22 protein-coding genes and 3 tRNA genes are annotated in these 23,962 nt (G+C 71.1%); 17 read left to right on the forward strand and 8 right to left on the reverse strand.

Translation table 11 applies throughout. The features are described 5' to 3' along the window. Positions 1 to 888, reverse strand: coding sequence for a hypothetical protein (locus HHX40_RS16870; protein ID WP_182875367.1), 888 nt, complete (start codon positions 886 to 888; stop codon positions 1 to 3). Between the two features lie 374 nt (positions 889 to 1,262). Here HHX40_RS16870 and serA point away from each other — a divergent pair, with 374 nt between their 5' ends. The 4 genes from serA (at position 1,263) to HHX40_RS16885 (ending at position 5,688) form a co-directional block, all read left to right on the forward strand. Beyond that, entirely contained in the window at positions 1,263 to 2,852 is a 1,590-nt protein-coding gene (gene serA, locus HHX40_RS16875) for a phosphoglycerate dehydrogenase (RefSeq protein ID WP_182881364.1), read from the forward strand. Between the two features lie 351 nt (positions 2,853 to 3,203). Continuing rightward, positions 3,204 to 3,329, forward strand: a complete 126-nt coding sequence (locus HHX40_RS36740) for a hypothetical protein (protein ID WP_259402543.1) — start codon at positions 3,204 to 3,206, stop codon at positions 3,327 to 3,329. 78 nt (positions 3,330 to 3,407) lie between these two features. Then, on the forward strand, positions 3,408 to 4,454 hold the full coding sequence (locus tag HHX40_RS16880; protein ID WP_182875369.1) for a 3-isopropylmalate dehydrogenase: 1,047 nt from the start codon (positions 3,408 to 3,410) through the stop codon (positions 4,452 to 4,454). A gap of 142 nt (positions 4,455 to 4,596) precedes the next feature. Then, on the forward strand, positions 4,597 to 5,688 hold the full coding sequence (locus tag HHX40_RS16885; RefSeq protein ID WP_111698108.1) for a branched-chain amino acid aminotransferase: 1,092 nt from the start codon (positions 4,597 to 4,599) through the stop codon (positions 5,686 to 5,688). A gap of 36 nt (positions 5,689 to 5,724) precedes the next feature. On the opposite strand, the gene HHX40_RS16890 is transcribed toward HHX40_RS16885, so the two are convergent. Then, positions 5,725 to 6,330 (reverse strand): hypothetical protein, encoded by a 606-nt coding sequence (locus tag HHX40_RS16890; protein WP_182881365.1) that lies wholly within the window; start codon positions 6,328 to 6,330, stop codon positions 5,725 to 5,727. 270 nt (positions 6,331 to 6,600) lie between these two features. Between HHX40_RS16890 and HHX40_RS16895 the strand changes: the two genes are divergently transcribed. Continuing rightward, complete coding sequence (locus HHX40_RS16895; protein ID WP_182881366.1) at positions 6,601 to 7,839, forward strand: PAS domain-containing sensor histidine kinase; 1,239 nt, start codon at positions 6,601 to 6,603, stop codon at positions 7,837 to 7,839. 64 nt (positions 7,840 to 7,903) lie between these two features. On the opposite strand, the gene HHX40_RS16900 is transcribed toward HHX40_RS16895, so the two are convergent. After that, the gene (locus HHX40_RS16900) at positions 7,904 to 8,572 is read right to left on the reverse strand and encodes an O-methyltransferase (RefSeq protein WP_182881367.1); all 669 of its coding nucleotides are present in this window, start codon (positions 8,570 to 8,572) and stop codon (positions 7,904 to 7,906) included. A gap of 350 nt (positions 8,573 to 8,922) precedes the next feature. On the opposite strand from HHX40_RS16900, the gene cimA reads away from it, so the two are divergent. From cimA to HHX40_RS16920, 4 genes are all read left to right on the forward strand, one after another. Beyond that, positions 8,923 to 10,497 (forward strand): citramalate synthase, encoded by a 1,575-nt coding sequence (gene cimA / locus HHX40_RS16905; protein ID WP_111698112.1) that lies wholly within the window; start codon positions 8,923 to 8,925, stop codon positions 10,495 to 10,497. Positions 10,498 to 10,891: 394 nt separating this feature from the next. Further along, positions 10,892 to 11,287, forward strand: coding sequence for a group I truncated hemoglobin (locus HHX40_RS16910; protein ID WP_182881368.1), 396 nt, complete (start codon positions 10,892 to 10,894; stop codon positions 11,285 to 11,287). Next, on the forward strand, positions 11,288 to 12,409 hold the full coding sequence (locus HHX40_RS37730) for a globin domain-containing protein (protein WP_111698114.1): 1,122 nt from the start codon (positions 11,288 to 11,290) through the stop codon (positions 12,407 to 12,409). Next, positions 12,406 to 13,050, forward strand: coding sequence for a DivIVA domain-containing protein (locus HHX40_RS16920; RefSeq protein WP_310738145.1), 645 nt, complete (start codon positions 12,406 to 12,408; stop codon positions 13,048 to 13,050). The genes HHX40_RS37730 and HHX40_RS16920 overlap by 4 nt, the downstream gene beginning before the upstream one ends. 26 nt (positions 13,051 to 13,076) lie before the next feature. Here HHX40_RS16920 and HHX40_RS16925 read toward each other — a convergent pair whose 3' ends face one another. Then, positions 13,077 to 14,753, reverse strand: a complete 1,677-nt coding sequence (locus tag HHX40_RS16925) for a heparinase II/III domain-containing protein (RefSeq protein ID WP_138463131.1) — start codon at positions 14,751 to 14,753, stop codon at positions 13,077 to 13,079. A 264-nt stretch (positions 14,754 to 15,017) separates the two neighbouring features. On the opposite strand from HHX40_RS16925, the gene HHX40_RS16930 reads away from it, so the two are divergent. Beyond that, the gene (locus HHX40_RS16930; RefSeq protein ID WP_182881369.1) at positions 15,018 to 15,620 is read left to right on the forward strand and encodes a cyanamide hydratase; all 603 of its coding nucleotides are present in this window, start codon (positions 15,018 to 15,020) and stop codon (positions 15,618 to 15,620) included. Between the two features lie 48 nt (positions 15,621 to 15,668). Here HHX40_RS16930 and HHX40_RS16935 read toward each other — a convergent pair whose 3' ends face one another. Then, positions 15,669 to 16,058 carry an antibiotic biosynthesis monooxygenase gene (locus HHX40_RS16935; RefSeq protein WP_310738146.1) on the reverse strand — a complete coding sequence of 130 codons (390 nt, stop codon included), beginning with the start codon at positions 16,056 to 16,058 and terminating at the stop codon, positions 15,669 to 15,671. 82 nt (positions 16,059 to 16,140) lie between these two features. Between HHX40_RS16935 and HHX40_RS16940 the strand changes: the two genes are divergently transcribed. Then, entirely contained in the window at positions 16,141 to 16,911 is a 771-nt protein-coding gene (locus HHX40_RS16940) for a fumarylacetoacetate hydrolase family protein (protein WP_182875380.1), read from the forward strand. Continuing rightward, positions 16,904 to 18,277, forward strand: a complete 1,374-nt coding sequence (gene gltX / locus HHX40_RS16945) for a glutamate--tRNA ligase (protein WP_182881370.1) — start codon at positions 16,904 to 16,906, stop codon at positions 18,275 to 18,277. Before HHX40_RS16940 ends, gltX begins: the two co-directional genes overlap by 8 nt. A gap of 12 nt (positions 18,278 to 18,289) precedes the next feature. Here gltX and HHX40_RS16950 read toward each other — a convergent pair whose 3' ends face one another. Beyond that, on the reverse strand, positions 18,290 to 20,272 hold the full coding sequence (locus tag HHX40_RS16950; RefSeq protein ID WP_182881371.1) for a M3 family metallopeptidase: 1,983 nt from the start codon (positions 20,270 to 20,272) through the stop codon (positions 18,290 to 18,292). 184 nt (positions 20,273 to 20,456) lie between these two features. Between HHX40_RS16950 and HHX40_RS16955 the strand changes: the two genes are divergently transcribed. The 5 genes from HHX40_RS16955 to HHX40_RS16975 all read left to right on the forward strand — a co-directional run bounded on the left by HHX40_RS16955 (position 20,457) and on the right by HHX40_RS16975 (position 22,353). Then, positions 20,457 to 20,528, forward strand: a tRNA-Gln gene (locus HHX40_RS16955). Positions 20,529 to 20,571: 43 nt separating this feature from the next. Next, positions 20,572 to 20,644: transfer RNA gene (locus tag HHX40_RS16960), tRNA-Glu, on the forward strand. Positions 20,645 to 20,657: 13 nt separating this feature from the next. Then, positions 20,658 to 20,730: transfer RNA gene (locus tag HHX40_RS16965), tRNA-Glu, on the forward strand. 211 nt (positions 20,731 to 20,941) lie between these two features. Then, positions 20,942 to 21,379, forward strand: coding sequence for a MerR family transcriptional regulator (locus HHX40_RS16970; RefSeq protein ID WP_182881372.1), 438 nt, complete (start codon positions 20,942 to 20,944; stop codon positions 21,377 to 21,379). Continuing rightward, a complete protein-coding gene (locus HHX40_RS16975; RefSeq protein WP_182881373.1) occupies positions 21,376 to 22,353 on the forward strand; it encodes an SDR family oxidoreductase in 978 nt (325 codons plus the stop codon). The genes HHX40_RS16970 and HHX40_RS16975 overlap by 4 nt, the downstream gene beginning before the upstream one ends. Before the next feature lie 47 nt (positions 22,354 to 22,400). Here the strand turns inward: HHX40_RS16975 and HHX40_RS16980 are convergent, their stop codons facing one another. Then, complete coding sequence (locus HHX40_RS16980; RefSeq protein WP_310738147.1) at positions 22,401 to 23,123, reverse strand: MgtC/SapB family protein; 723 nt, start codon at positions 23,121 to 23,123, stop codon at positions 22,401 to 22,403. Between the two features lie 37 nt (positions 23,124 to 23,160). Continuing rightward, positions 23,161 to 23,952: a helix-turn-helix domain-containing protein gene (locus tag HHX40_RS16985; protein WP_182881374.1), complete on the reverse strand. Its 792-nt coding sequence runs from the start codon at positions 23,950 to 23,952 to the stop codon at positions 23,161 to 23,163. Between the last annotated feature and the right edge of the window lie 10 nt (positions 23,953 to 23,962).

The raw sequence follows: 23,962 nt of genomic DNA on the forward strand, positions 1-23,962 counted from the left end.
TCAGTCGCGTACGTCGGGGCAGACGACGTGCGCGCCGATCTCGATCAGGCGGCGCTCGGTGTGCGCGTCGGCGACGCGGGCCATGAGCACCGGGGCCTCGCTCGCGGCGAGCTGCGGCAGCCGGGCCCGCACGCGGCGGTGCAGTTCCTTCACGATGTCGTCGGCGACGGGGGTGCGCACCTTGACGTGCAGCATGATCCCCCACAGGCCCGCGGCGGTCCGCGCCTCGCAGATCCACACGTGGTGGACGAGGGGATACTCCCGCAGCAACTCGGCGATCGCCACCCGCAGCGCGGGCAGGATCGGGTGACTCGTCCTGCGGTAGCCGGGATCGACGACCTGCATCGCCCCCGACAGGTGCTGGCGGGGCGCCGGGATCCACTGCGACGGCAGCCCGGCGGGCGCGGCCGGAGCCGGGGCCGGGGCGGGCGGCGGAGCGGCCGGCCGCGCGGCCTGCGCGCGGCTCACGGTCGCCATCGCCCCCGTGGCGTACGCCGTGGGGACGGGTGAGCCCAGGGCCGACAGGGCCGGTGTGGGCCCGGTGCGGGTCGCCTCCAGGTAACGCCGCAGGTCGTCGATCGGCACCGCGGCGGCGGCGGGACCGGCCGCGTCGATCACGATCTCCCGCACGCCGGTGACGCGCTGGATGTCGAGGACGGTGTCGGCGTCGCAGGCCGACAGGGAGTGGCTGCCACGGTGCCGGGCGTACGTCGCCTCGGACGTGTAGCCGAGCAGAACGCGTTCGCCGTTCTGCGTCGTGCCGAGCACCACGGAGCGGTCGGGACGGACCGCCACCAGGATGCCCCACTCCGCGAGGGCCGCCAGGAGCTGCCGGGGGCTGCCATGCCGCGCGAGAACGTCGCCCAGGGAGGGGTTCCCGATGCTCATAGCCAGCACGATAGGGACTGGACCATGGCGAAACAGGCTAATCCCCAAGATTAGGTGCGATCAATACCAAGATGGCGACAGTCCGGATGGGATCTCGCGAGGCGGGGTACACCGACCGATCGGGCCTTTACATGAGGGAGTCTCATGACTCCCCTCCGTCACAGAGGCACCTCCGCCGCGGCCCTCGGCCGCGGCGCGGGCCCGGCGGAACCGGCCGCGCCGGGGGCGCCGATCTGAGACCTGGTCGTCGTGCCGCCGCGACGCCTACGTGACCTTGGCCGCCGTCTCGTATGCCGGGCTCTCGTGAGGACTTTCACAAGCCCCGGATAGACTCGCGTCGTCCAGGCAGTCGCACCTCACGAAGGACTCATCCAGTGACCAAGCCCGTCGTACTCGTCGCAGAAGAGCTCTCCGAAGCGGGCCTCGCCGTGCTCGGCGCGGATTTCGAGGTCCGGCAGACCGACGGCGCCGACCGGTCGCAGCTGCTGCCCGCCCTCGCCGACGTGGACGCCCTGATCGTCCGCAGCGCCACCCAGGTGGACGCGGAGGCCATCGCCGCCGCGCCGAAGCTGCGCGTCGTCGCCCGCGCGGGCGTGGGCCTGGACAACGTCGACGTCGAGGCCGCGACCAAGGCCGGCGTGATGGTCGTCAACGCGCCCACCTCCAACATCACCAGCGCCGCCGAGCACACGGTCGCCCTGATCCTCGCCAGCGCCCGCAACGTCGCCCAGGCGCACACCGCGCTCAAGGGCGGCGAGTGGAAGCGCTCGAAGTACACCGGTGTCGAGCTGGACGAGAAGGTCGTCGGCATCCTCGGCCTCGGCAAGATCGGTCAGCTCGTGGCGCAGCGGCTCCAGCCGTTCGGTGTGGAGCTGATCGCCTACGACCCCTACCTGCAGCCGGCCCGCGCCGCCCAGATGGGCGTGCGGCTGGTGTCGCTGGACGAGCTCCTCCAGCAGGCCGACTTCATCACGGTCCACCTGCCCAAGTCGAAGGAGACCGTCGGTCTCATCGGCGACCGCGAGCTGCACATCGTCAAGCCGACCGTCCGGCTGGTCAACGTCGCCCGCGGCGGGATCATCGACGAGAACGCCCTCTACTCCGCGCTGAAGGAGGGCCGCGTCGCGGGCGCCGGCATCGACGTCTTCGCCAAGGAGCCCTGCACCGACAGCCCGCTGTTCGAGTTCGACCAGGTCGTGGCCACGCCGCACCTCGGCGCCTCCACCCACGAGGCCCAGGAGAAGGCCGGCACGCAGGTCGCCCGCAGCGTCAAGCTCGCGCTCGCCGGGGAGTTCGTGCCCGACGCGGTGAACGTCCAGGGCGGCGCGGTGGCCGAGGACGTCAAGCCGGGCCTGCCGCTCACCGAGAAGCTCGGGCGCATCTTCACCGGGCTCGCCGGGGAGGTCGCGACCAGCCTGGACATCGAGGTGCGCGGCGAGATCTCCGCGCAGGACGTGCGGGTGCTGGAGCTGGCCGCGCTCAAGGGCGTCTTCTCCGGAGTGGTGGAGGACGCGGTGACCTACGTCAACGCGCCGCTGCTGGCCAAGGACCGCGGGGTGGTCGTCGAGCTGGTCACCAGCGCGGAGAGCCCCGACTGGCGCAACGTCATCACGGTCCGCGGCGTGCTCGCCGACGGCCGTACGGTCTCGGTCTCCGGCACGCTGTCCGGCCCGCGGCAGATCACCAAGATCGTCGAGGTCAACGGCTACGCGATGGAGATCGAGCCCACCGAGCACCTGGCGTTCTTCACCTACGCCGACCGTCCCGGCATCGTGGGCACCGTCGGCCGCCTGCTCGGCGAGCACGGCGTGAACATCGCCTCGATGCAGGTCTCCCGTGACGTGAAGGGCGGCAAGGCGCTGATCGCGCTGACCGTCGACACCGCGATCCCGTCCGAGGTCGTCGAGCAGATCGCCGGGGAGATCGGGGCCGACAGCGGCCGCTCGGTCGACCTGGAGGACTGATCCCCCGGAGGTCCGGTCATTCGGAACCGTCGAGAACGGCCCGGCGCGCACGCGCCGGGCCGTTCTGTTCTCCTCCCGTTCGCGGACCGATGTCTCACGATGCGAGATACTAGGTCGTCCTAAGAGATTCTGGGGTACTGTTTCAGATGACGCCCCGCACTTCGCACCTGCCGCGACGGAGCCTGATCAGGGCAGGCCGGTCCGCCGTGGAGCGTGACGTCATCGGCCTTCGGCCCACCTGTGGCGCGTGACCCGCGGTCCACCGGTGGCCCGGGTACCAGGATCCGCGACGCGCGGAGACGCACCGCAGACGTACGGACATTCACTCCTCGGTCGAAGTGGGATTTCGCCATGTACGAGATGTATCCCTGGAACCGCGCCCCCTCGAACCGCGCCGACGAGGCGGAGGACGAGGCGGCCGCCGCCCTGCAGATCGCGCTGGACCGCCGCGACAACGGGGGCGCGCCCCAGCGCTGACCCCGGCGCCGACCCCGGCAGCGGACCGAATGGTGAGATCGGTGTTTCGGTCTCCGAGACAACCGGTAAGGTGAACGCATGGAGTCGAGCAACATCCGCCTGGCAGTCATCCCCGGTGACGGTATCGGCACCGAGGTCGTCGCCGAAGGCCTCAAGGTCCTCAACGCCGCGGGCGTCAAGTCCGAGACCACCGAATACGATCTCGGCGCCAGGCGTTACCACGCCTCCGGTGAGACGCTTCCCGACGAGGTGCTCGACGAGCTGCGCGGCTACGACGCGATCCTGCTGGGCGCGGTGGGCGACCCGAGTGTGCCGCCCGGCGTCCTGGAGCGCGAACTGCTGCTGCGCCTGCGCTTCGAGCTCGACCACTACGTGAACCTCCGCCCGGTCAAGCTGTTCCCCGGTGTGGCGACCCCGCTCGGGCAGGCGGGCCCCGAGGACATCGACATGGTCGTCGTCCGGGAGGGCACCGAGGGCCCGTACGCCGGGGCGGGCGGCGTCATGCGCCGCGGCACCCCGCACGAGATCGCCACCCAGGAGTCGCTGAACACGGCTTACGGCGTCGAGCGCGTCGTGCGCTACGCCTTCGAGAAGGCGCTGGCCCGGCCGCGCCGCAAGCTGACCCTCGTGCACAAGACCAACGTGCTGACCTACGCGGGCGACCTGTGGGCCCGCACCGTCGACCGGCTGAGCCTGGAGTTCCCGGAGGTCGAGACCGACTACTGCCACGTCGACGCGGCCTCGATGTTCTTCGTCAGCCAGCCGCAGCGCTTCGACGTCATCGTCACCGACAACCTGTTCGGCGACATCCTGACCGACATCGGTGCGGCGGTGGCGGGCGGCATCGGCCTCGCGGCCAGCGGAAACGTCAACCCGGCCCGCACGGCGCCGTCCATGTTCGAGCCCGTCCACGGCAGCGCCCCCGACATCGCCGGCCAGGGCAAGGCCGACCCGACCGCCACGATCCTGTCGGTCGCCATGCTCCTCGACCATCTCGGCCACGCCGGGACCGCGGCCCGCGTCGAGCAGGCCGTGGCCGACGACCTGGTGGAGCGCCAGAGCGCCTGGACCGCCCGGTCCACCCGTGAGATCGGCGACGACATCGCCGCCCGAGTAGCCGGCTGATCCCGGCCGCTCATCCAGACGACGCGCATGGCGGCCCGGTATGGGCCGCCATGCGCTTTTTCATACCTGTCGAATGCCCTAGTTTTCCCTTAGCCGACTCGTCGCACAATGACTACGACGACGAAGAGAGAAGGACCTCGCCATGACCACCCATCTCAGGTTCGACGTGCAGCACAACCCCCAGGCCCGCGGTGCGGCCGAGCGTGAGCGGATGCTGGCGAGCCCCGGCTTCGGCCAGGTCTTCACCGACCACATGGTCTCCATCGACTACACCGAGGGGGAGGGCTGGCACGACGCGAGGCTCCAGCCGTACGGCCCGCTGGTGCTCGATCCCGCCACCGCGGTGTTCCACTACGCCCAGGAGCTGTTCGAGGGGCTCAAGGCCTACCGGCAGTCGAACGGGTCGATCGTCGCCTTCCGGCCGTACGCGAACGCGGCGAGGTTCAACCAGTCCGCGGCCCGGATGGCGATGCCCGCGCTCCCGGAGGAGACGTTCGTCGAGTCGCTCGAACTCCTCGTCCAGACCGACCGCGAATGGGTGCCGACGGCCGAGGGCCACAGCCTCTACCTACGCCCCTTCATGATCGCCACGCAGACCGCGCTGGGGGTGAACCACCCCTCGCAGAAGTACAAGTTCCTGGTCATCGCCTCGCCCGCCGCGTCGTACTTCACCGGCGGCCTGAAGCCGGTGTCGGTCTGGCTGTCCACCGAGTACACCCGGGCGGCGCCCGGCGGCACCGGGTTCGCCAAGTGCGGCGGCAACTACGCGGCGGCCTTCGTGGCCCAGCGGCAGGCCGTCGAGGAGGGCTGCGACCAGGTGGTCTGGCTCGACGCCTTCGAGCACCGGTGGGTCGAGGAGATGGGCGGGATGAACCTGTTCTTCGTCTTCGGCGACCGCCTCGTCACCCCGTCGCTCACCGGGACCCTGCTGCCGGGCATCACCCGTGACTCGATCCTGAGCCTCGCCGGCGAGCTGGGCTACACGGTCGAGGAGGGCAAGATCTCGATCGAGGACTGGCAGGCGGGCTGCGAGTCGGGCGAGCTCACCGAGGTCTTCGCCTGCGGCACCGCGGCGGTCGTGACCCCCGTCGGCTCGGTGAAGGGCACCGACCGGAGCTGGACCGTGGGCGACGGCACCCCCGGCCCCGTCACGATGCGGATCCGCGAGGAACTCGTCGGCATCCAGTACGGCGCCCGCCCCGACACCCACCACTGGGTGCACAAGATCTGCTGACCTGGGTCGCGGCGGCCCGCGCCGCCGGACTCACACTCAGCCGGGACAGGTCGTGCCCCCTCCGAGGAGGGACAGCGACAGCAGCCCGCCGAGCAGGCCGGCTCCGCCCCTGCCGTCGTCACCCAGCAGGGGCCGGGGGGCCGGGCACGGCGCCGGCGTCGCCGGAACGGTGGGAGAGGTCGGAAGGGGCGCCGGCGCGGGTGCCGGGGTCATCGTGACCGTGACGGTGACCGTGGGCACCGGAGCCGGTCTGGCCGCGGGCGTCGCTCGCGGCGAGGGGGCGGCACTCACGGTCACGCGGGGGCCGGCGATGGTGACGTGCTGGGTGATGTTGCAGACCCGGGCGCGCCGGCACAGCGCGTTCTGCACGTTCGAGGAGCCGCCGGAGGTGTTCGCCGAGGTGTGCTGGTAGCCGTGGTTGCGGGTGGAACCGCCCGTGACCGACCTGTTCCCCTGGGCGTTGCCCGGCTGCTCCCCACCGGGGGCCCGGACGACGTTCCGCTCGGCGCGGCCGTGCCCGTTGTCGGCGGCGGCGCCCATCGGAGCGACGCCGCTGATGAAGGCGGCCGAGGCCGAGGCGCCGGCGACGAGGAGACCGGCGACCCTGCCTGTGAGAAAAGCCCCGCCGCGCCGGTGAGTCATTCGTCGCCCCCTGCTTCTTCCTGTGCGTCACGCTTTCCGGGCATGACGTTCTCCCGCGAACGAGCCGGGTGGTCGGCCCGCGAACAAGAACCGCTTCGCGAGCGTACTCGCCGAAGGAACGCCGATCATGAGTCCGGCGCCTTCATGGCGGGTTATTACTCCGCCATTGCCCTGGCGCGTACGGCCGCGCGCCGAGGGTTGCCACAGCAGGGGTGACCTGGGCGTTCGCCTACTCTGGAAAGGGGAGGCGGGAGGAAGGGCGCCGCGGTGATGAAGCCGACGATCGACTACGAGGCGGTGTTCAGGGCGGGCCAGGCCCCCTCGCTGATCCTGACTCCCGATCTCGTCATCGTCGCCGCCAACGACGCGTACCTGAAGGTGGTCGGCCGTACGGCGAAGGACCTGCTGGGCAGGCCTCTGTTCGCCGCCTTCCCGCCCAACCCCGGGGTGCCCCCGGACGCCGGGGCGCAGGGGGCGGACAGCCTGCGCACCTCGCTGGAGCAGGTGCTCACCACGCGGCGGCGGGACTTCATGCCGCTGCAGCGGTACGACGTCGAGGCGCCCGGCAGCCCGGGGGTGTTCGAGGAGCGCTACTGGAGCACGGTCAACACACCCGTGCTCAGCCCGCACGGCGAGGTGCTGTGGATCATCCTCAGCACCGAGGAGGTCACCGATCTCGTCGAGACGCTTCGGCGGCAGCCGCCGGCGGACGCCGAAGGGGGCAGGGCCGGCGAGGGCGGTCCCCCGGCCAGGGACGTGGACGCCTTCGCCCGTGGGTTGCAGGCGCTCAACGAGGAACTCAGGCAGGCGCACAGGGAGCAGCGCGAAACGACCTCCGCGCTGCGGGAGGCGATCGAGCGGCAGCGGCGGCTGGTCTTCGAAGCCTCGCACGACCTCCGCAACCCCATCACCGGCCTGATGATCGAGCTGGAGTGCGCGCTTTCCGAACCCGGCATCGACCTGCAGCGGATTCTGCGGAAGTCCCTTTGCGACGCCGAACGGCTCAACGACATCGTGGCCGACCTGCTCGACCTCGCGCGGCTGGACGCCGAGTCCGGCGAGCCTCCCGCCCAGACGGTCGACCTCGCCGAACTCGTCGCCGACGAGCTGGACCGCCACGCTCCGGCCGCCGCGGTCGCCGTCCACACCCGCCTCGCCCCTGACGTACCGGTGCGGGCCTCGCGGATCCGGCTGGCCCGCCTGCTGGGCAACCTGATGGCCAACGCCGAACGGCACGCCCGCACGAAGATCGAGATCCTCGTGTGCGCCGATCCGCCCGACGCGGTCCTGGAGGTCGTCGACGACGGTCCCGGAATCCCTCCGGCGGACCGCGAGCGGATCTTCGAGCGAATGTACCGCGGGAAGGGCGCCAGGGAACGGGACCCCGGCGGCTCGGGGCTCGGCCTGACCATCGCACGGTCGATCGCCGAGAAGTACGGCGGCACCGTGTACGTCGCCGACAGCCCCGTCGGCGCCAGGCTCGTCATGCGGCTGCCCCTCGCGTCGTAGAGGCGGGCCGGTCAGGCGGAGCGCCAGGGGGTCCGCGGGCGGTGGACGCGGTTCCGCGTTCCGATCAGCGGGTGCCGCCGGCGTGCTTCCGGATGAGGGTGAGCCCGTCGGCGACGGACAGCAGCACGCTGGTGACCCTCTCGTCACGCGCCACCAGGGCGTTGAACTCCCGCATCGCCGGGACGTTGCCGCCCGCGGCGGGGTCGGTGATCGCACCGTGCTGGAGCGTGTTGTCCACCGCGATCAGGCCGCCGGGCCGCAGCCGGGTCAGGACCTCCTCGTAGTAGACGGGATAACCCGCCTTGTCGGCGTCGATGAAGGCGAAGTCGATGTGCTCGTCCGTGGGCATCGCCCGCAGCGTGTCGGCGGCCGGGCCGAGGCGCAGCTCGACGCGGCCGTCGAGCCCCTCCTTCGCCCAGTAACGCCGGGCCACGGAGGTCCACTCCTCGCTCACGTCGCAGGCGATCAACCGGCCGTCGGCGGGCAGCCCTCTGGCGATGCAGATGGAGGAGTACCCGGTGAAGGTCCCCACCTCGACGGCAAGCCGGGCACCGCTGAGCTGGACGAGCAGGGTGAGCAGGGTGCCCTGCTCCGGGGCGATCTGCATGGTGCTGCGGTCGCCCATCAGCCGGCGGGTCTCCTCCGCCAGTTCGGCGAGCAGGGCGTCGGGCGGGGTGGTGTGCGCGGTGGCGTACTCGGCGACGGCGGGCGTGATGAATTCGGCGGCCTTCATGGTGATCACTCTAGGCCGTGACCCGCTGAGCTGGCCGGACACTCGCGCACATCTCGTAGGATGAGATCGATGTGCCAGAGGGTGACCGGCTGTGGCAAACTGCTGAGCACCATGAACAACGGTCTGCTCATTATCGGCAGGCGCGCCGGCTGAAGGACATCGCCGGCGCGCAGACCTCTCACGTCCGTGAGGGGTCTTTTTGTTTGGGCCCCGCACCGGTGAACAGGTCGGCGAAGACAGTTCCGTGAACACAGGCCAACGAACCCAGGCCAACGAATACAGGCCGACGAACACAGCCCGGTGAACATAGCGCGCGGCGAGACACGCGACCCCGCGAAGGAGACACAGAGATGGCCGACGACCGCTTCCACGTGTACGACACGACGCTCCGGGACGGGGCCCAGCAGGAGGGGCTCAACCTGAGCGTCGCCGACAAGCTGGCCATCGCGCGGCACCTGGACGGCCTCGGAGTCGGCTTCATCGAGGGCGGCTGGCCGGGCGCCAACCCCAAGGACACCGAGTTCTTCCGGCGGGCTCAGACCGAGCTCGACCTGAAGCACGCGCAGCTCGCCGCTTTCGGCGCGACCCGCCGGGCGGGCCTGAAGGCCGCCGACGACCCTCTGGTGGCCGCGCTGCGCGAATCCGGCGCGCCGGTCGTGACGCTTGTCGCCAAGAGTCACGACCGGCACGTCGAACTGGCCCTGCGGACCACGCTGGAGGAGAACCTCGCGATGGTCCGCGACACGGTCTCCCACCTGGTCACGGAGGGCCAGCGGGTCTTCCTCGACGCCGAGCACTTCTTCGACGGCTACCGGTCGAATCCCGCGTACGCGCTGGAGGTGCTGCGCACGGCGGCGGAGGCGGGGGCCTCGGTGATCGCGCTGTGCGACACCAACGGCGGCATGCTCCCCGACGAGCTGGCCGACGTGGTGCACGACGCGGTCGGCACGGGGGCCCGCGTCGGCATCCACTGCCACGACGACACGGGCTGCGCGGTCGCCAACACCCTCGCCGCGGTCAGGGCCGGCGCCACCCACGTGCAGGGCTGCGCCAACGGGTACGGCGAGCGCTCCGGCAACGCCAACCTGTTCACCGTGGTCGCGAACCTCCAGCTCAAGCGGGGTTTCGACCTGGTGCCGCCGCAGTCGCTCCGCGACATGACCCGCATCGCGCACGCGATCACCGAGGTCACCAACGTCACGCCCAACTCCCATCAGCCGTACGTCGGCATGTCGGCCTTCGCGCACAAGGCGGGCCTGCACGCCTCCGCGATCAAGGTGGACCCGAACCTCTACCAGCACATCGACCCCGCCCAGGTCGGCAACGACATGCGCATGCTCGTCTCCGACATGGCCGGCCGGGCCTCGGTCGAGCTCAAGGGCCGCGAGCTGGGTTACGAGCTCAGCGGCGACCAGTCGCGGTGGCTGGTCGAGCGGGTGAAGGAGCTGGAGGCCAAGGGGCACACGTTCGACGCCGCCGACGCGTCCTTCGAGCTGCTGCTGCGCGACATGGTCGAGGGCGGGAACCGGCGCCACTTCACGGTCGAGTCGTGGCGGGTCATCGTCGAGCGCCGGCCGGGCGGCGACGTGGTCAGCGAGGCGACGGTGAAGCTGCACGCCAAGGGGGAGCGGATCGTCGCGACCGGCGAGGGCAACGGCCCGGTGAACGCGCTCGACCGCGCGGTGCGACTCGGCCTGGAGAAGCTGTACCCTGAGCTGGCCGAGGTCGAGCTGATCGACTTCAAGGTGCGGATCCTCGAAGGCACCCACGGCACGGACGCGGTGACGCGGGTGCTGATCACCTCCAGCGACGCGACCGGCGAGTGGGCCACGGTCGGTGTCGCGGAGAACGTCATCGAGGCGTCCTGGCAGGCGCTGGAGCAGGCGGTGACCTATGGTCTGCTGCGGGCCGGCCACAGCGCCTGATCCTGCGGCGCCCGACGGGCCGGGATGCTCGGATTGCGACCGGATGCTCACGGGACGTGAGAAAACGTCTGTGGTTTTAGTGACATTTGGTCTACTTAGTGCTTAGATAGGCGAAGCTCCTGAGGCGGTCTTCGCCATGACGGCGATCCCGGCCACGGTTCCAGCCTCAGCGTCCATGCTCTGGCTCAACGGAGGGTGACGGCAAGAAGCATCTGCGCACCGAACCCCGTGCTGTCGCGACCTGCCCGGCTTCTGATCGTCCCCCCGGGAGCGGCCGGCGTCGCGAGAGCCGAGCCACGTCCATCACCATGACCAGCCACGTGACTGCTTTGGTTCGAACACTTTTCGGACATCAGTCATCCCCTCGCTGGCACACCCGGAATGGGAGGGTCTTGTGATCACCTCGCCGTCTTACTACGACCAGATCGGTGGCGCGCCGGTCGTGCGCGACGTCGTCGACGCCTTCTACGTGCGCGTGCTCGCCGACGACGACCTGAAGCCGTACTTCGCCGGCATCGACATGCCCAGGCTGAAGCGGCACATGGTCGTGCTGCTGTGCTCCGTCCTCGGCGGCCCGGAGCCGTACGAGGGCCGTGACCTCGGAGAGGCGCACGCCGGCATGGGCGTCACGTCCGAGCACTACGACAAGGTCGGCGAGCACCTGTTCGCCGTCCTGGAGGCGGGCGGCGTCGGCGAGGACATCCTGCGTGACGTCGGCCTGGTGCTGGGCAAGGTGAAGCCGTCCATCGTGGCCGGCCCCTCGGATACGACGGCGGAAACGGCCGGCTGAGTGGACACGCAGGCTCTCAAGGACAGCTGGCACCTCGTCTCCCGTTCGGGTGACCAGGTGCCGCTGTACTTCTACTCCGTTCTTTTCCTGATGAATCCGGACGTGCGGGACATGTTCCCCGTGTCCATGGCGCGTCAGCGCGACCGGCTCGTGGGCGCGCTCGGGCACGTCGTCAGCAACGTCGACCAGGTGGAGGACGTCGTCCCGTTCCTCCAGCAGCTCGGCCGCGACCACCGCAAGTTCGCGGTGACCGCCGCGCACTACCCCGCCGTCGGCCAGGCCCTGCTCGCCACGCTCGAACACTTCCTCGGCGACCGGTGGACCCCCGCCCTCGCGCACGACTGGACGCAGGCCTACAACCTGGTCGCCCAGGTGATGGTCGAGGCGTCCAACGAGGCCGCGAAGGTGTCCCCGCCGTGGTGGGAGGCCGAGATCATCGGCCAGGAGAACCGCACGCTCGACATCGCCGTCATCCGGGCGCGGCTGAACTACCAGTACCCCTTCCGCCCGGGACAGTCGGCGTCGATCTCCTACTCCATGCGGCCGCGCATCTGGCGGTTCTACTCGTTCGCCAACGCCCCGCGCCAGGACAACACCATCGACCTGCACGTACGCATGGTCGACGGCGGCGCGCTCAGCTCCGCGCTGGTGATGGGCGCGCGCCGCGGCGACGTCCTGCGCGTCGGCGCGGCCGTGGGCGAACGGCTGACGCTCGCCCCGGAGGTCCAGGGCGACCTGCTCATGATCGCGGGCGGCACCGGCCTCGCGCCGCTCAAGGCCCTGGTGGAGCAGATCGCCTTCGAGGGCCCGTCGCGCAGGGTGGACCTCGTCGTCGGCGCCCGTACGTCGAGGGACTTGTACGACCTGGAGGCGCTGGGCAAGATGGCGGCCGAGCACCCCTGGCTCAACGTCGTCCCGGTCGTCTCCCACGACCCGTTCTACCGGGGCACCCGCGGATACGCCGTGGACGTCGCGTTGCAGGGATGGCGTGGCCAGCACGTCTTCGTCTGCGGCTCGGAGGAGATGGTGCAGGCCACGAACGGACGGCTGCTGGACGCCGGCGTGCCGTCCGAGCAGATCCACTTCGACGAGTTCACGAGCGACAGAGGTCGGGAGTCATGACGGCGGAGATGCCTTGGGGAAGCCCGGCGGGTGAGCGCCAGCCCCTCACCCCGGATCGGGTACGCAAGCACGAGTTCACGCGCACCCCCCTTGGGCGCCGTGGCTACAGCGAGGACGAGGTCCGGGCGTTCCTGTACCGGGTCGCGGACGACATGGCCGCCAGCGACAAGGAGAAGGCGGACCTGCGGGCGTACATCGACCGCATGAAGCAGTGGTACAAGGAGCACGGCCTCAACCCCGAGCAGGCCACCGGGCCGCAGACCCCGAGCGTCGACGCGATCAACATCCTCTCCCGCGCGCAGCAGACCGCCGACGCCCAGATCGCCGAGGCGGAGGACTACGCCCGGCGGATCGTCGGCCAGGCCCGCCAGCAGTACGAGGAGATGCTGACGGAGGCGCAGCGCCAGGCGGAGGAGGCGGCCAACCAGGCGGTCGGCGCCTACCGCGCGGGCGACGGGGTCCAGAGTGCCGAGGCAGAGGAGCTGGAGCGCCGGATCGCCTACCTGCGTACGTTCGCCGACGTCACGCAGGTGCAGTTGCGCGCGGTCCTGGAGGGGCTCGCCAACGAGGTCGGCAAGCTCGGCCACGTGCCGGACAAGGCCAAGCAGGTCGCGGCCGGCTCCCCTTCGGTCTACGGGTAGCCGCCCGCCGGCCCCCAGGGGGAGGGCTACGACAGCGTGCCGGACGAACTCGTGCGCAGCGTGACCGGACCGGCCGGAGTGTGCACGATCAGCGTGCGTCCCGAGCAGGTGACATCCGGCCGGTCGGTCCCGGGCACCACCACGGTCAGCAGCGAGCGGGCCACGGGCGAGACGATCACGCCGGCGGGCTCCTTGCGCATGTATCCCGGCGAGATCCAGCCCTGGTAGGGCGAGGTCCGCCCGCGCACCACCCGCTGGCCTCCGACCGGCCGGCACGACGGCATCGCGAGCTGGACGATCGACGCCTTCCACCCGCCGTCGGCGACCACCACCCGGCCGCCCGCGTTCGACACGACCTTCAGGTCCGGGGCGAGGTGCCACAGGTTGCGCAGCTTGCCGCCGCCGCCGTCGAGCACCGCCATCACGTCCTGGTGATGGCTGACCAGCACCGACCGCGTGCGCGCCACGCCGTACGCCCGGTCGGTGAACGTGAACGACTGCCGTTCCTTGTCCAGCGACCGGCGCACGAGCTTGGTGGGGGTGTGCCCCCGGAACCTCCGGCCCACGAGGACCGGCACGTTGTGGGCCTCCGGGCTCAGCGTCCACCGCCGGTACGGCGTGTTCTCGTAGGAGTGGAAGCCCGCCTCCGTGAGGATCGAGCGGCCCTGGGCGTAGTAGGTGACGCCCATGTGGTCCTCGTGGCCGTGGAACTTCAGCGCCGGGCCGAACCGGATCGAATAGTAGGCCGACTGCGGGTCGGCCCAGGCCGTACGGCCGAAGACGTATCCCGCGTCGAAGACCTGCACGGTGGCGTCGGCGTGGTCGAACGCGGCGGGCTGGACGTCCGCGGGCCCGTCGCCGATCGGCACCATGTAGCCGTTCGGCTGGGTCGCGGCGCTGATGTGCCGGGGCAGGCTCTCCCAGCGGCTCGCCAGCGCCGCCGGCACCTTCATCCCGCAGTCCTTGATCGTGTCGACCGCCACCCTGAGCCGGTCGTGCACGTAGATCGCGTAGCGCGGCGCCTGCTCGCGCAGGGCGCCCTGCCCGTCGATGTCGAGCGTCATCGACTTGACCATCCGGCGTACGGCGAGGTTCTTCCACGCCGGGTTGCCGTAGCGGCAGCCGATGCGCAGCAGGCCGATGTCTTGGTCGAGCCCGTGGTTGTGGCCGAGTTCGTAGTGCTTGGGGTCCGCCAGCAGCTTCGCGTGCAGGGCGAGGCTCGACGTGAGCCAGCGCTCCTTCACGTACCTGCTCAGGCACACCAGGGCCGGGGCGCGCAGCGCGATGGGATGCTCGGCCCAGGCGTACCTGGCGGTCGTCCGGCCGCCGTACGGGTTGTCCGCGACCCAGTCCCTGGCGATCTCGACGGCCCGGTCGAGGTAGTCGGTCTTGCCCGTCGACTCGTAGTCGGCCACGAGCCGGCCCATCCACCGCAGCGACTGGAACACCATCTGCCAGGACCGGTTCCGGTACGGGTCCAGGCGCCAGTTGACGTCCTTGCCCACGGTGACGGCGGGGAGAGCGAGGAAGGACAGCCTGCCGTTCATGATGTCGGGGGAGGTGGGGGTGGCGGGCAGCCAGTCCCCCTGGCACTCCGGCGTGCGCTGCGGCGTCCGGGCCGCGGCGGGCACGGCCGTCGTGGCGGCGAGCGCGCTCAGGGGGAGCGCGGCCGACAGGAGGAGGGCGGTGAGGCGGCGGGGCACGCCGGTTCCTTCCGGGATTCAGGGCAGGGGTGCGCCATGCTGTCCGGTTTTTGATGATCTGGTCAAGCCGCTTTGATCACAACTACGCAACTGACCTCGGTCTTCGCCCTGTCGTCACCCGGTGATCGCCCCGCTGTCGCCCCGCCGTACCTCCGTCGTCGCTCACCGTGGCGAACGCGCCCTGCCGTCCTTGGCCGGATCCTTGCGCGAAACGGCCGTCCGGCCGCTCGTGCGTCCCGGACGGGGTCTGCCAGCCTGGTCGCCATGCTCGCACCGTTCCCCGAGACTCCCGCCGCCGCGGCGGCGCTGGCCACGGCGACCAGGTTCTGCCCGCCCGCGCTGCTCAACCACTCGATCAGGTCCTACCTGTGGGGCGCCGGGTACGCTCGCGCGCACGGGATCGGCTTCGACGACGAGCTGTACTACGTGTCGTCCCTGCTGCACGACGCCGGGCTGACCGAGACGTTCGACAGCCACCGCGTGCCGTTCGAGGAGGCGGGAGGACGTCTCGCCTGGGTCTTCGGCCTGGCGGCGGGATGGCCGGCGGAGCGGGCCGCGCGGGCCGAGGAGATCATCGTCCTGCACATGCGCGACGACGTCTCCGCGTCGGAGGACCCCGAGTCGCACCTCCTGCAGGTCGCCACGTCCTGGGACGTGTCCGGGCGGCGGCCCGGGGAGTTCCCGGAGGACGCCCGGGCCGCCGTGCTGAGCCGCTATCCCCGGCTCGGGTTCGGCGCGGAGTTCCTGGCCGCCTTCGAGGAGCAGGCGCGGCGCAAGCCGGGCTGCGCGGCGGCCCGCTCCGTCGACGGCGGCGTCGGCGCCCGGATCGCCGCCAACCCCCTGGACGCCAACCCCCTGGACGCCTGATCCCGCCGCCTGGCCGACCGCCCGGTGCGACCGGGCGGCCCGGCCGGGTCAGCCCTCCTTGGGCCCGGCGCTCTCGACCACCTCGAAGGACCACAGCTCGGAGCCGGTCGCGGCGGGACCGCCGTGCCCGTGGCCGTGACCCTGCCCGTGCCCGTGCCCATGGCCCTGGTTCTCCCCCTGTGCGGCGGCCTCGGCCGCGGCCCGCGCGTGTCCCGCCTGGAACGCCTGGCTCTCCTGCCAGCGCCGGAAGTCCTCCTCGCTGCGCCAGCGGGTGTAGACCAGGTAGCGGTCGCCGCCCTCGACCGGCCGCAGCAGCTCGAACCACTCGAACCCGTCGGCGGACTCCACCATCCCGGCCCGGCCCGCGAACCGCTGCTCCAGTTCGCGCCGCATCTCCTCGGGCACCGTCAGCACGTTGATCTTCACGACCGAAGGCACATCGACTCCCGTACGCTCGACTTCATCCGACAGCAGACCACCTTAAGCACGTCCATTGGGCGTACCCCACTAGGCTCGTGACGTGCGTATCGCGAGGTTCTCGATGGGCGACCAGGTCGCCTTCGGCGTGGTGGAAGAGGGCGAGCAGGTCATCGCCAGGATCGGCGGGCACCCCTTCCACGGGGTGGAGTTCACCGGTGAGCGGTTCCCGCTGGCCGAGGTCCGCCTGGTCGCCCCCATGTTGCCCAGCAAGATCATCGCAATCGGCAAGAACTACGCCGACCACGCCAGGGAGATGGGCGGCGAGCCCCCGGCCGAGCCGGTCGTGTTCCTCAAGCCCAACACGACCGTGATCGGGCCGTCGGAGGCGATCGCGTACCCGGGGAAGCTGTCGGAGCGGGTCGACTTCGAGGGCGAGCTCGCCGTGGTGATCGGCCGGCTCTGCCGCGACGTGCCGGCCGAGCGGGCCGGTGAGGTGATCTTCGGCTACACCTGCGCGAACGACGTGACCGCACGCGACCTGCAGGCCAGGGACGGCCAGTGGGCCAGGGCCAAGGGCTTCGACACGTTCTGCCCGCTCGGCCCCTGGATCGAGACCGAGCTCGACCCGGCCGACCTGGCGATCACGACCACGCTCAACGGCGAGGTCAGGCAGAGCGCCCGCACCTCCCTGCTGCTGCACGACATCCCCGCGCTCGTCGCGTACGTGAGCGCGGTCATGACCCTGCTGCCCGGCGACGTCATCCTGACCGGCACCCCCGCCGGGGTGGGCCCGATGTCCGTCGGCGACGAGGTCGGGGTCTCCATCGAAGGAATCGGAACTCTCACTAACCGGGTGATCTCACGTGACTAGGGTGCGCTTCGCCCCTTCGCCCACCGGCATGTTCCACGTCGGTGGCGCTCGTTCGGCGCTTTTCAACTGGGCGATCGCCGAGCGGTCCGGCGGCACGTTCGTGCTGCGCATCGAGGACACGGACGCCGCGCGCAACCGGCCGGAGTGGACCGAGGGCATCATCTCGGCCCTCGCCTGGATCGGCATCAACGGCGACTCGCCCCGGTTCGAGGGGCCCTACTTCCAGTCGGCGTACGAGCAGCAGCACCGCGAGGCGGCCGCGAAGCTGCTCAAGGACGGCAAGGCCTACCACTGCACCTGCACGCGGGACGACGTGAAGGCCAGGACCGGCTCCGAGCACCAGGGCTACGACGGGCACTGCCGCGACCTCGGCCTGACCGAGGGCGCCGTGCGGTTCCGCACGCCCGACGAGGGCGTGACGGTCGTGGACGACAAGGTCCGCGGGCGGGTGGAGTTCCCGAACGCCGCGATGGAGGACTTCGTCATCGTCCGGGGGGACGGCTCACCGCTGTTCATCCTCGCCAACGTGGTCGACGACATGGAGATGCGGATCGACCACGTGGTCCGCGCCGAGGAGCACCTGTCGAACACGCCCAAGCAGCAGTTGCTGTGGCGGGCGCTCGGCGCCGAGCCGCCGGTCTGGGCGCACGTGCCCGTGATCGTCAACGAGAAGCGGCAGAAGCTGTCCAAGCGGCGTGACAAGGTCGCCCTGGAGTCCTACCGCGACGAGGGCTACCTCGCCGAGGCGATGGTCAACTACCTGATGCTGCTCGGCTGGGGGCCGGGCGACGACCGCGAGATCATGCCGTGGTCGGAGATGATGCCGCTGTTCCGGCTGGAGGACGTGAACCAGGCCCCGGCGTTCTTCGACGAGAAGAAGCTGCGGGCCTTCAACGGCGAGTACATCCGGGCGCTGCCCCGCGAGGTGTTCGCCGCCCGCTGCGAGCCGTGGCTCGACCCGTCCTGGGACAGCGACGTGTTCGCCCGCGTGGCCGACCTGGTGCAGACCCGGGTCGCGGTGCTGTCGGAGGTCACCGCCAACGTCGACTTCCTGTTCCTGGACGAGCCCGTCTTCGACCAGCAGTCCTGGGACAAGGCGATGAAGCCGGGGGCGGACGCGATCCTCGCCGGGTACGCCGAGCGCCTGGAGACGGTGAGCTGGGACCCCGACTCGCTGAAGACCGCGCTGGAGGAGGTGGGCCTCGCCCACGGCCTCAAGCTCGGCAAGGCGCAGGCGCCGGTCCGGGTGGCGATCACCGGCCGGACCGTGGGCCTGCCGCTCTTCGAGTCGATCGAGGTGCTCGGCCGGGAGCGTTCGCTCGACCGCCTCCGCGCCGCCCTCACCCGCCTCCAGGGCGCGTCCTGATCCCCTGAGGGATCAGCGGAGGCCGCGGCGGTCGAGGAGAGGGGCGATCTCCGGGTCCCGGCCGCGGAAGGCCCGGAACGCCGCCATCGAGTCCACGCTGCCGCCCCGGGAGAGCAGGGCCGCACGGAAGGCGTCCCCGTTCTCCCGGCGCAGCCCGCCGTTCTCGCCGAACCACTCGACCGTGTCGGCGTCGAGCACCTCGCTCCAGATGTAGGAGTAGTAGCCGGCGCTGTAGCCGCCCGCCCAGATGTGGGCGAAGTACGTGCTGCGGTACCTCGGCGGGACGGCGGGCAGGTCCACCCCGGCGTCCCTGAGCGCCCGCCGCTCGAACTCCTCCACGTCTTCGTCGCCGTCGTACGCCGTGTGCCAGGCCCAGTCGAGCAGGGTCGCGGCGAGGTACTCCAGTGTGGCGAAGCCCTGGCCGAACTTCTGGGTCTCCAGCATCCGGTCGACGAGGTCGCGCGGCATCGGCTCGCCCGTCTCGTGGTGCCGCGCGTACTCCGCCAGGATCTCCGGATGCGTCGCCCACATCTCGTTGACCTGCGAGGGATACTCCACGAAGTCGCGCGGCACGGCCGTACCGGAGAACCGGGGGAACCGCACGTCGGAGAACAGGCCGTGCAGCGCGTGCCCGAACTCGTGGAACATCGTGTTGACCTCGTCGAACGTCATGAGGGTCGGCTCGCCCCTGACGATGTTGAGGTTGTTGACCACCACCGGCCGGGTGCCCTCCAGGCCCGACTGCTTCACGAGGCTGTTCATCCACGCCCCGCCCCGCTTGGACGCCCTGGTGTGGAAGTCGCCCAGGAACAGGCCCAGCGGCGAGCCGTCCTCGTCCCGCACCTCGAATACCCGCACCTCCGGGTGGTAGCCCCGCAGGTCCGGGCGCTCGTGGAAGGTGACGCCGTAGAGGCGCGTCGCCGCGTTGAAGACGCCCTTCTCCAGCACGGTGTTCAGCTCGAAGTACGGCCGCATGCGGCGGCTGTCGATGTCGTGGCGGGCCTTGCGCACCTTCTCCGCGTAGAACGCCCAGTCCCACGGCTCGATCGGGTGCCCGGCGATCTCCTCCAGGTCGGCCTGCTCCTTGCGGGCGTTGGCCACGGCGGGCGGCACGAGCCGGTCCAGCATCTCGGTCACGGCCCGTGTCGTGCCCGCGGTCTGGTCGGCCAGGACGTACTCCGCGTGGTTCTCGTAGCCGAGCAGCCGCGCCCGCTCCCGGCGCAGGGCGGCCATCTCCCTGATGAGGCCGGCGTTCCCGGCGCCGCGTCCGGCGGAGGCGCGGTAGATCCGCTCGCGCAGGGACCGGTCGGTCAGCTCGGCCAGGGCGGGCTGACCGGTGGGCAGGACCAGCGAGATCAGGTAACTGCCGTGCAGGCCGCGCTCCCCGGCCTGGTCGGCGAGCGCCTGGACGGCGTCCGGCGAGAGCCCGTCGAGCTCGGCGACGTCCTCGACCACCACCGCGCGCTCGTTGGTGTCGGCGAGCAGGTTCTGCTGGAACGTGGTCCCGAGGGCCGAGAGCCGCTCGTTGATCTCCCTCAGCCGGTCCTGGTCCCGCTCGTCGAGCGTGGCGCCCGCGCGGGTGAAGTCGGTGAGGTAGCGCTTCAGCAGCCACCGCTGCTCCTCGTCGGCCGCCTCGACCGCCTGGACGCGCTCGAACAGCCTCCGGTCGAGGTGGATCGCGTCGGCGTGCTGGGCGAGCCTGGGCGTGACGGCCTGCTGGATCTCCTGCACACCCGGAGTGGTGTCGGACGACGCCTGGTTGAAGAACACCGCCGAGACGCGGTCGAGCAGCCCGCCCGACCTCTCCATCGCCTCGATGGTGTTCTCGAACGTCGGAGGCTCCGGATTCGCGGCGATCGCCTCGACCTCCGCGAGGTGCTCGGCCATGCCCTGCTCGAACGCCGGCGCGTAGTGCTCCTCCCTGATCTCCTCGAACGGAGGCAGCCCGTACGGCAGGTCGCTGGGGCTGAGGAAGGGGTTCGCGGCCGAGGTCATGGCGGGCGGCTCCTCACGTGGCGCTGGCGTTTGTCCCAGCCTCGCACAGAAGCGCCGGAGCCTTCGCCCGGGAGGATCGGATCACGAGATCGCGGGGCGCGCCGCAATCGTTTTGGTAGTGGGTCGCAAGCTGGGCTATCCTTTCGGAGTCGCAAGCGGGAGCCGCGAGGCCCCCGCGAGCAGATGGGGTATGGGGTAATTGGCAGCCCGACGGATTCTGGCTCCGTTAGTCTAGGTTCGAGTCCTGGTACCCCAGCTGGATCCCCCCAAGGGATTCTGCTGGAAGCAGCGCAGTGCATGGTCCCGTCGTCTAGTGGCCTAGGACGCCGCCCTCTCAAGGCGGTAACGGCGGTTCGAATCCGCTCGGGACTACTTCACTGCACTCGGCTCCGTCGTCTAGTGGCCTAGGACGCCGCCCTCTCAAGGCGGTAGCGCCGGTTCGAATCCGGTCGGGGCTACATCTCCGAAACCCTCGGCACCTCCCCGTGCCGGGGGTTTCGTCGTTACGAGGACGCCGCACCCTGTTCATGGCCCGCAGTGCGGGCGCGAATCCGGTCGGGGCTACCTCACCGAAACCTCGGCACCTCCCCGTGCCGGGGGTTTCGCCGTGACAAGGGACCGACGGTCCGCGGTTGACTTCAAGCGCTTGAGGGATGTTCTGCTGGGCGCATGACGAGCTTCACCATCCAGGACGTTTCCCGGCACAGCGGGCTGAGTGAGCCGACGCTGCGCTACTACGAAGAGGCCGGGCTGGTCGGGCCGATCGGCCGTGACGAGAGCAGCGGACATCGCCGCTACCAGGACGAGGACCTTGAGGTGATCGAGGTGCTGGCCTGCCTTCGCGCGGTCGGCATGGGCATCGAGGCCATGCGTACCTACCTGGCCAACCGCACGCGCGGGCGGGCCGCGGCGGCGGAGCAGCGCGACCTGCTGCTGCGACAGGCCGAGCGGATCGAGGCCGAGATCTCCGCTCAGCGGGCGCGGCTCGGCTACCTGCGCGAGAAGGCGGCCCTGTGGGACGCCCGCGACCGGGGCGACGCCGGCGCGGAGGCCGAGGCGATGCGGCGAGTCATGGACGCGGTGGCCCGTCTGGAGCTGCCGCGATGAGCCGGGTTCTGGTCACCGGCGGGTCCGGTTACCTGGGCACGCATCTGGTCGCCGCGCTGCTGCGGGCCGGTGGCGAGGTGCGTGCCACGGCGCGCTCGGCGGCCCGCGAGGCGGAGCTGCGCGCGGCGGTGCGTCGCGGCGGTGCCGACGACGCCGGCTTGGAGATCGTCGCCGCGGAGCTGACGACCGACGACGGGTGGGCCGCCGCGCTGGCGGGTTGCGACGAGGTCCATCACGTCGCGTCGCCCATCCCCGTCGTCCAGCCGGAGGACCCCGACGAGCTGATCGTCCCCGCCCGTGACGGTGCGTTGCGGGTGCTGCGCGCCGCGCGGGACGCGGGAGTCCGGCGCGTCGTGCTCACCTCGTCCTTCGCCGCGGTCGGATACACCCCCAAGCCCGGCGCCGAGTTCACCGAGGCCGACTGGACCGACCCCGACATGCCGGGGCTGGCGCCCTACCCACGCTCGAAGACGATCGCCGAGCGGGCCGCGTGGGACTGGACGAAGCGCGAAGGCGGCGACACCGAACTCGTCGTGGTCAACCCGACCGCCATCCTCGGGCCCACCCTGACGACCGGCCTGCGCTCCTCGACCCAGCTGGTCAAGGCGATGCTCGACGGGAGCATGAGCGTCGCGCCCCGGCAGCGCTTCGGCGTCGTAGACGTGCGCGACGTGGCCGACCTGCACATCCGCGCCATGGCCGCGCCCGAGGCCGCGGGCAAGCGCTTCCTGGCCGTCGCCGACGGTCCGGTGCTGAGCTTTCTGGAGGTGGCCGAGATCCTGCGCCGGCGGCTCGGTACGCTCGCCGCACGGGTTCCGACGCGGGAGGCGGCGGGGGACGAACCGCCACGGCCGGTCATCCACAACGATCGAGCCCGCGACGAGCTCGGATGGCGTCCGCGCCCCGCCGAGACGGCGATCGTGCAGACGGCCGAGAGCCTGCGCGAGCTGGGTCTGCTGGAGGCGGAGAGCTGACGGCGCGAGAGCCGCGGACGCACGGCCACCGGGGTTCGTGTCGTGCCCTAGAGATGCCGGGCGCCGGCGTCCAGGCTGGAGACGGTCAGCACGCCGTCGATGCCGGCGAGCGCGGCGGTGAGGTCGCCGATCGAGCCGGGGCCGTGGACCGTCATGGAGACGGTGACCGTACGGCCCTCGCGGAGTTCGCCGGGCTGTTCGAGCGACAGCTCGCTCACGGCGAAGTCGCGTGCGCCGCACTCGGTCAGGATCCGGGAGAACGCGCCGCGGCCGTCGACGTAGGACAGCGTCAGGGCATACGGCGTGTGCCGGGAGCGGGGGAACCGGGCGGCCAGCGGGGTGAGCCCGAGCATCACGACGAAGTGCCCCACGGTCGCCAGGGCGGCCAGCAGCCACAGACCGGCGCCCGCGGCCATGCCCACACCGGCGGTGAGCCAGACGGCGGCGGCGGTGGTCAGTCCCTTCACCGCGTCGCGCCGCACGAAGATCAGTCCACCGCCGATGAAACCGATGCCGGAGATGATCTGGGCGGCCACCCGGGACGGGTCGAGTGTGACGTGCTCACCGAGGACGTCGGAGAAGCCGTGCTTGGACACGAGCATGAACAGCGCGGCCCCGAACCCCACGAGTGTGTGCGTGCGCAGCCCGGCGCTCTTCTGCCGGATCTCCCGTTCCGCCCCGATGGCGGCCGACAGCACCAGCGCGATGCCGAGGTCCACCGCCTGCTCCAGTTCCGGGACCGCCTCCACGGCCAGTGATACGGGCGTCACGAGAACCAGCCTAAGACCGGCCCCGGCCACCGGCCGGTCATCCGGGCTCCTGAGCCCGGCCCGGCGCCGCCCCGGGTCCGGTGCCGTCCGTTCCGCCGGCGAGCGTCCGGAGGATCCCGGCCGTCGTGGTGTCCACCGGCAGGAACGCCTCCAGTTTCAGCTCGGAGAGCGTGACGTCGACGGCGGTGGCGAAGGTCGTCACGGTCGTCATGAGACGCAGCTCGCCGAGCGAGGTGCGCAGGTGGAGCGGCACCGCGAAGCCGAGCTGCCCGGCGGACGGCTCCGGCGCGGGCACGTACCGCGTCAGCTCGTCGCGCAGCTCCGGCAGGTGGCCAAGGCGCGTCAGGATGTGCCGGGCCCATTCGGCGAGGTTCCCTATGCGCGGCGCCAGGCCGCGCGGATGCAGCGCGAGGCGGTACACGTTCGCCCCGGCGCCGAGCAGCTCGGGATCCGCGCCCTCGGTGATCAGGCCGAAGGCCTCGTTAGCGGCGATCAGGCCGCCGTCGCGGTCCACGACCAGCGCGGGGTACGGCAGGTGCCCGCGCAGGATGTGGCCGATCGCCGTGCGCACCGGGGCGAGCACCGGGTCGTCGAGCGGGCTTTCCGGATAGGCGGGGGCGTACCCGGCCGCCACGAGCAGTTCGTTGCGTTCGCGCAGCGGCAGTTCGAGCCCTTCGGCGAGCCGTACGACCATGTTCCGGCCGGGCACGGACCTGCCGGACTCGATGAAGCTGAGGTGCCGCTGGGTGGTGCCCGCCCGCAGCGCCAGCTCCAGCTGGCTGAGGCGACGGCGGGTCCGGCGGTCGCGGAGCGCGCGGGGGAAGTCCACGGTGACCCTT

Source organism: Microbispora sp. H10949, assembly GCF_014161435.1.
GTDB classification, from domain to species: Bacteria; Actinomycetota; Actinomycetes; order Streptosporangiales; family Streptosporangiaceae; genus Microbispora; species Microbispora triticiradicis.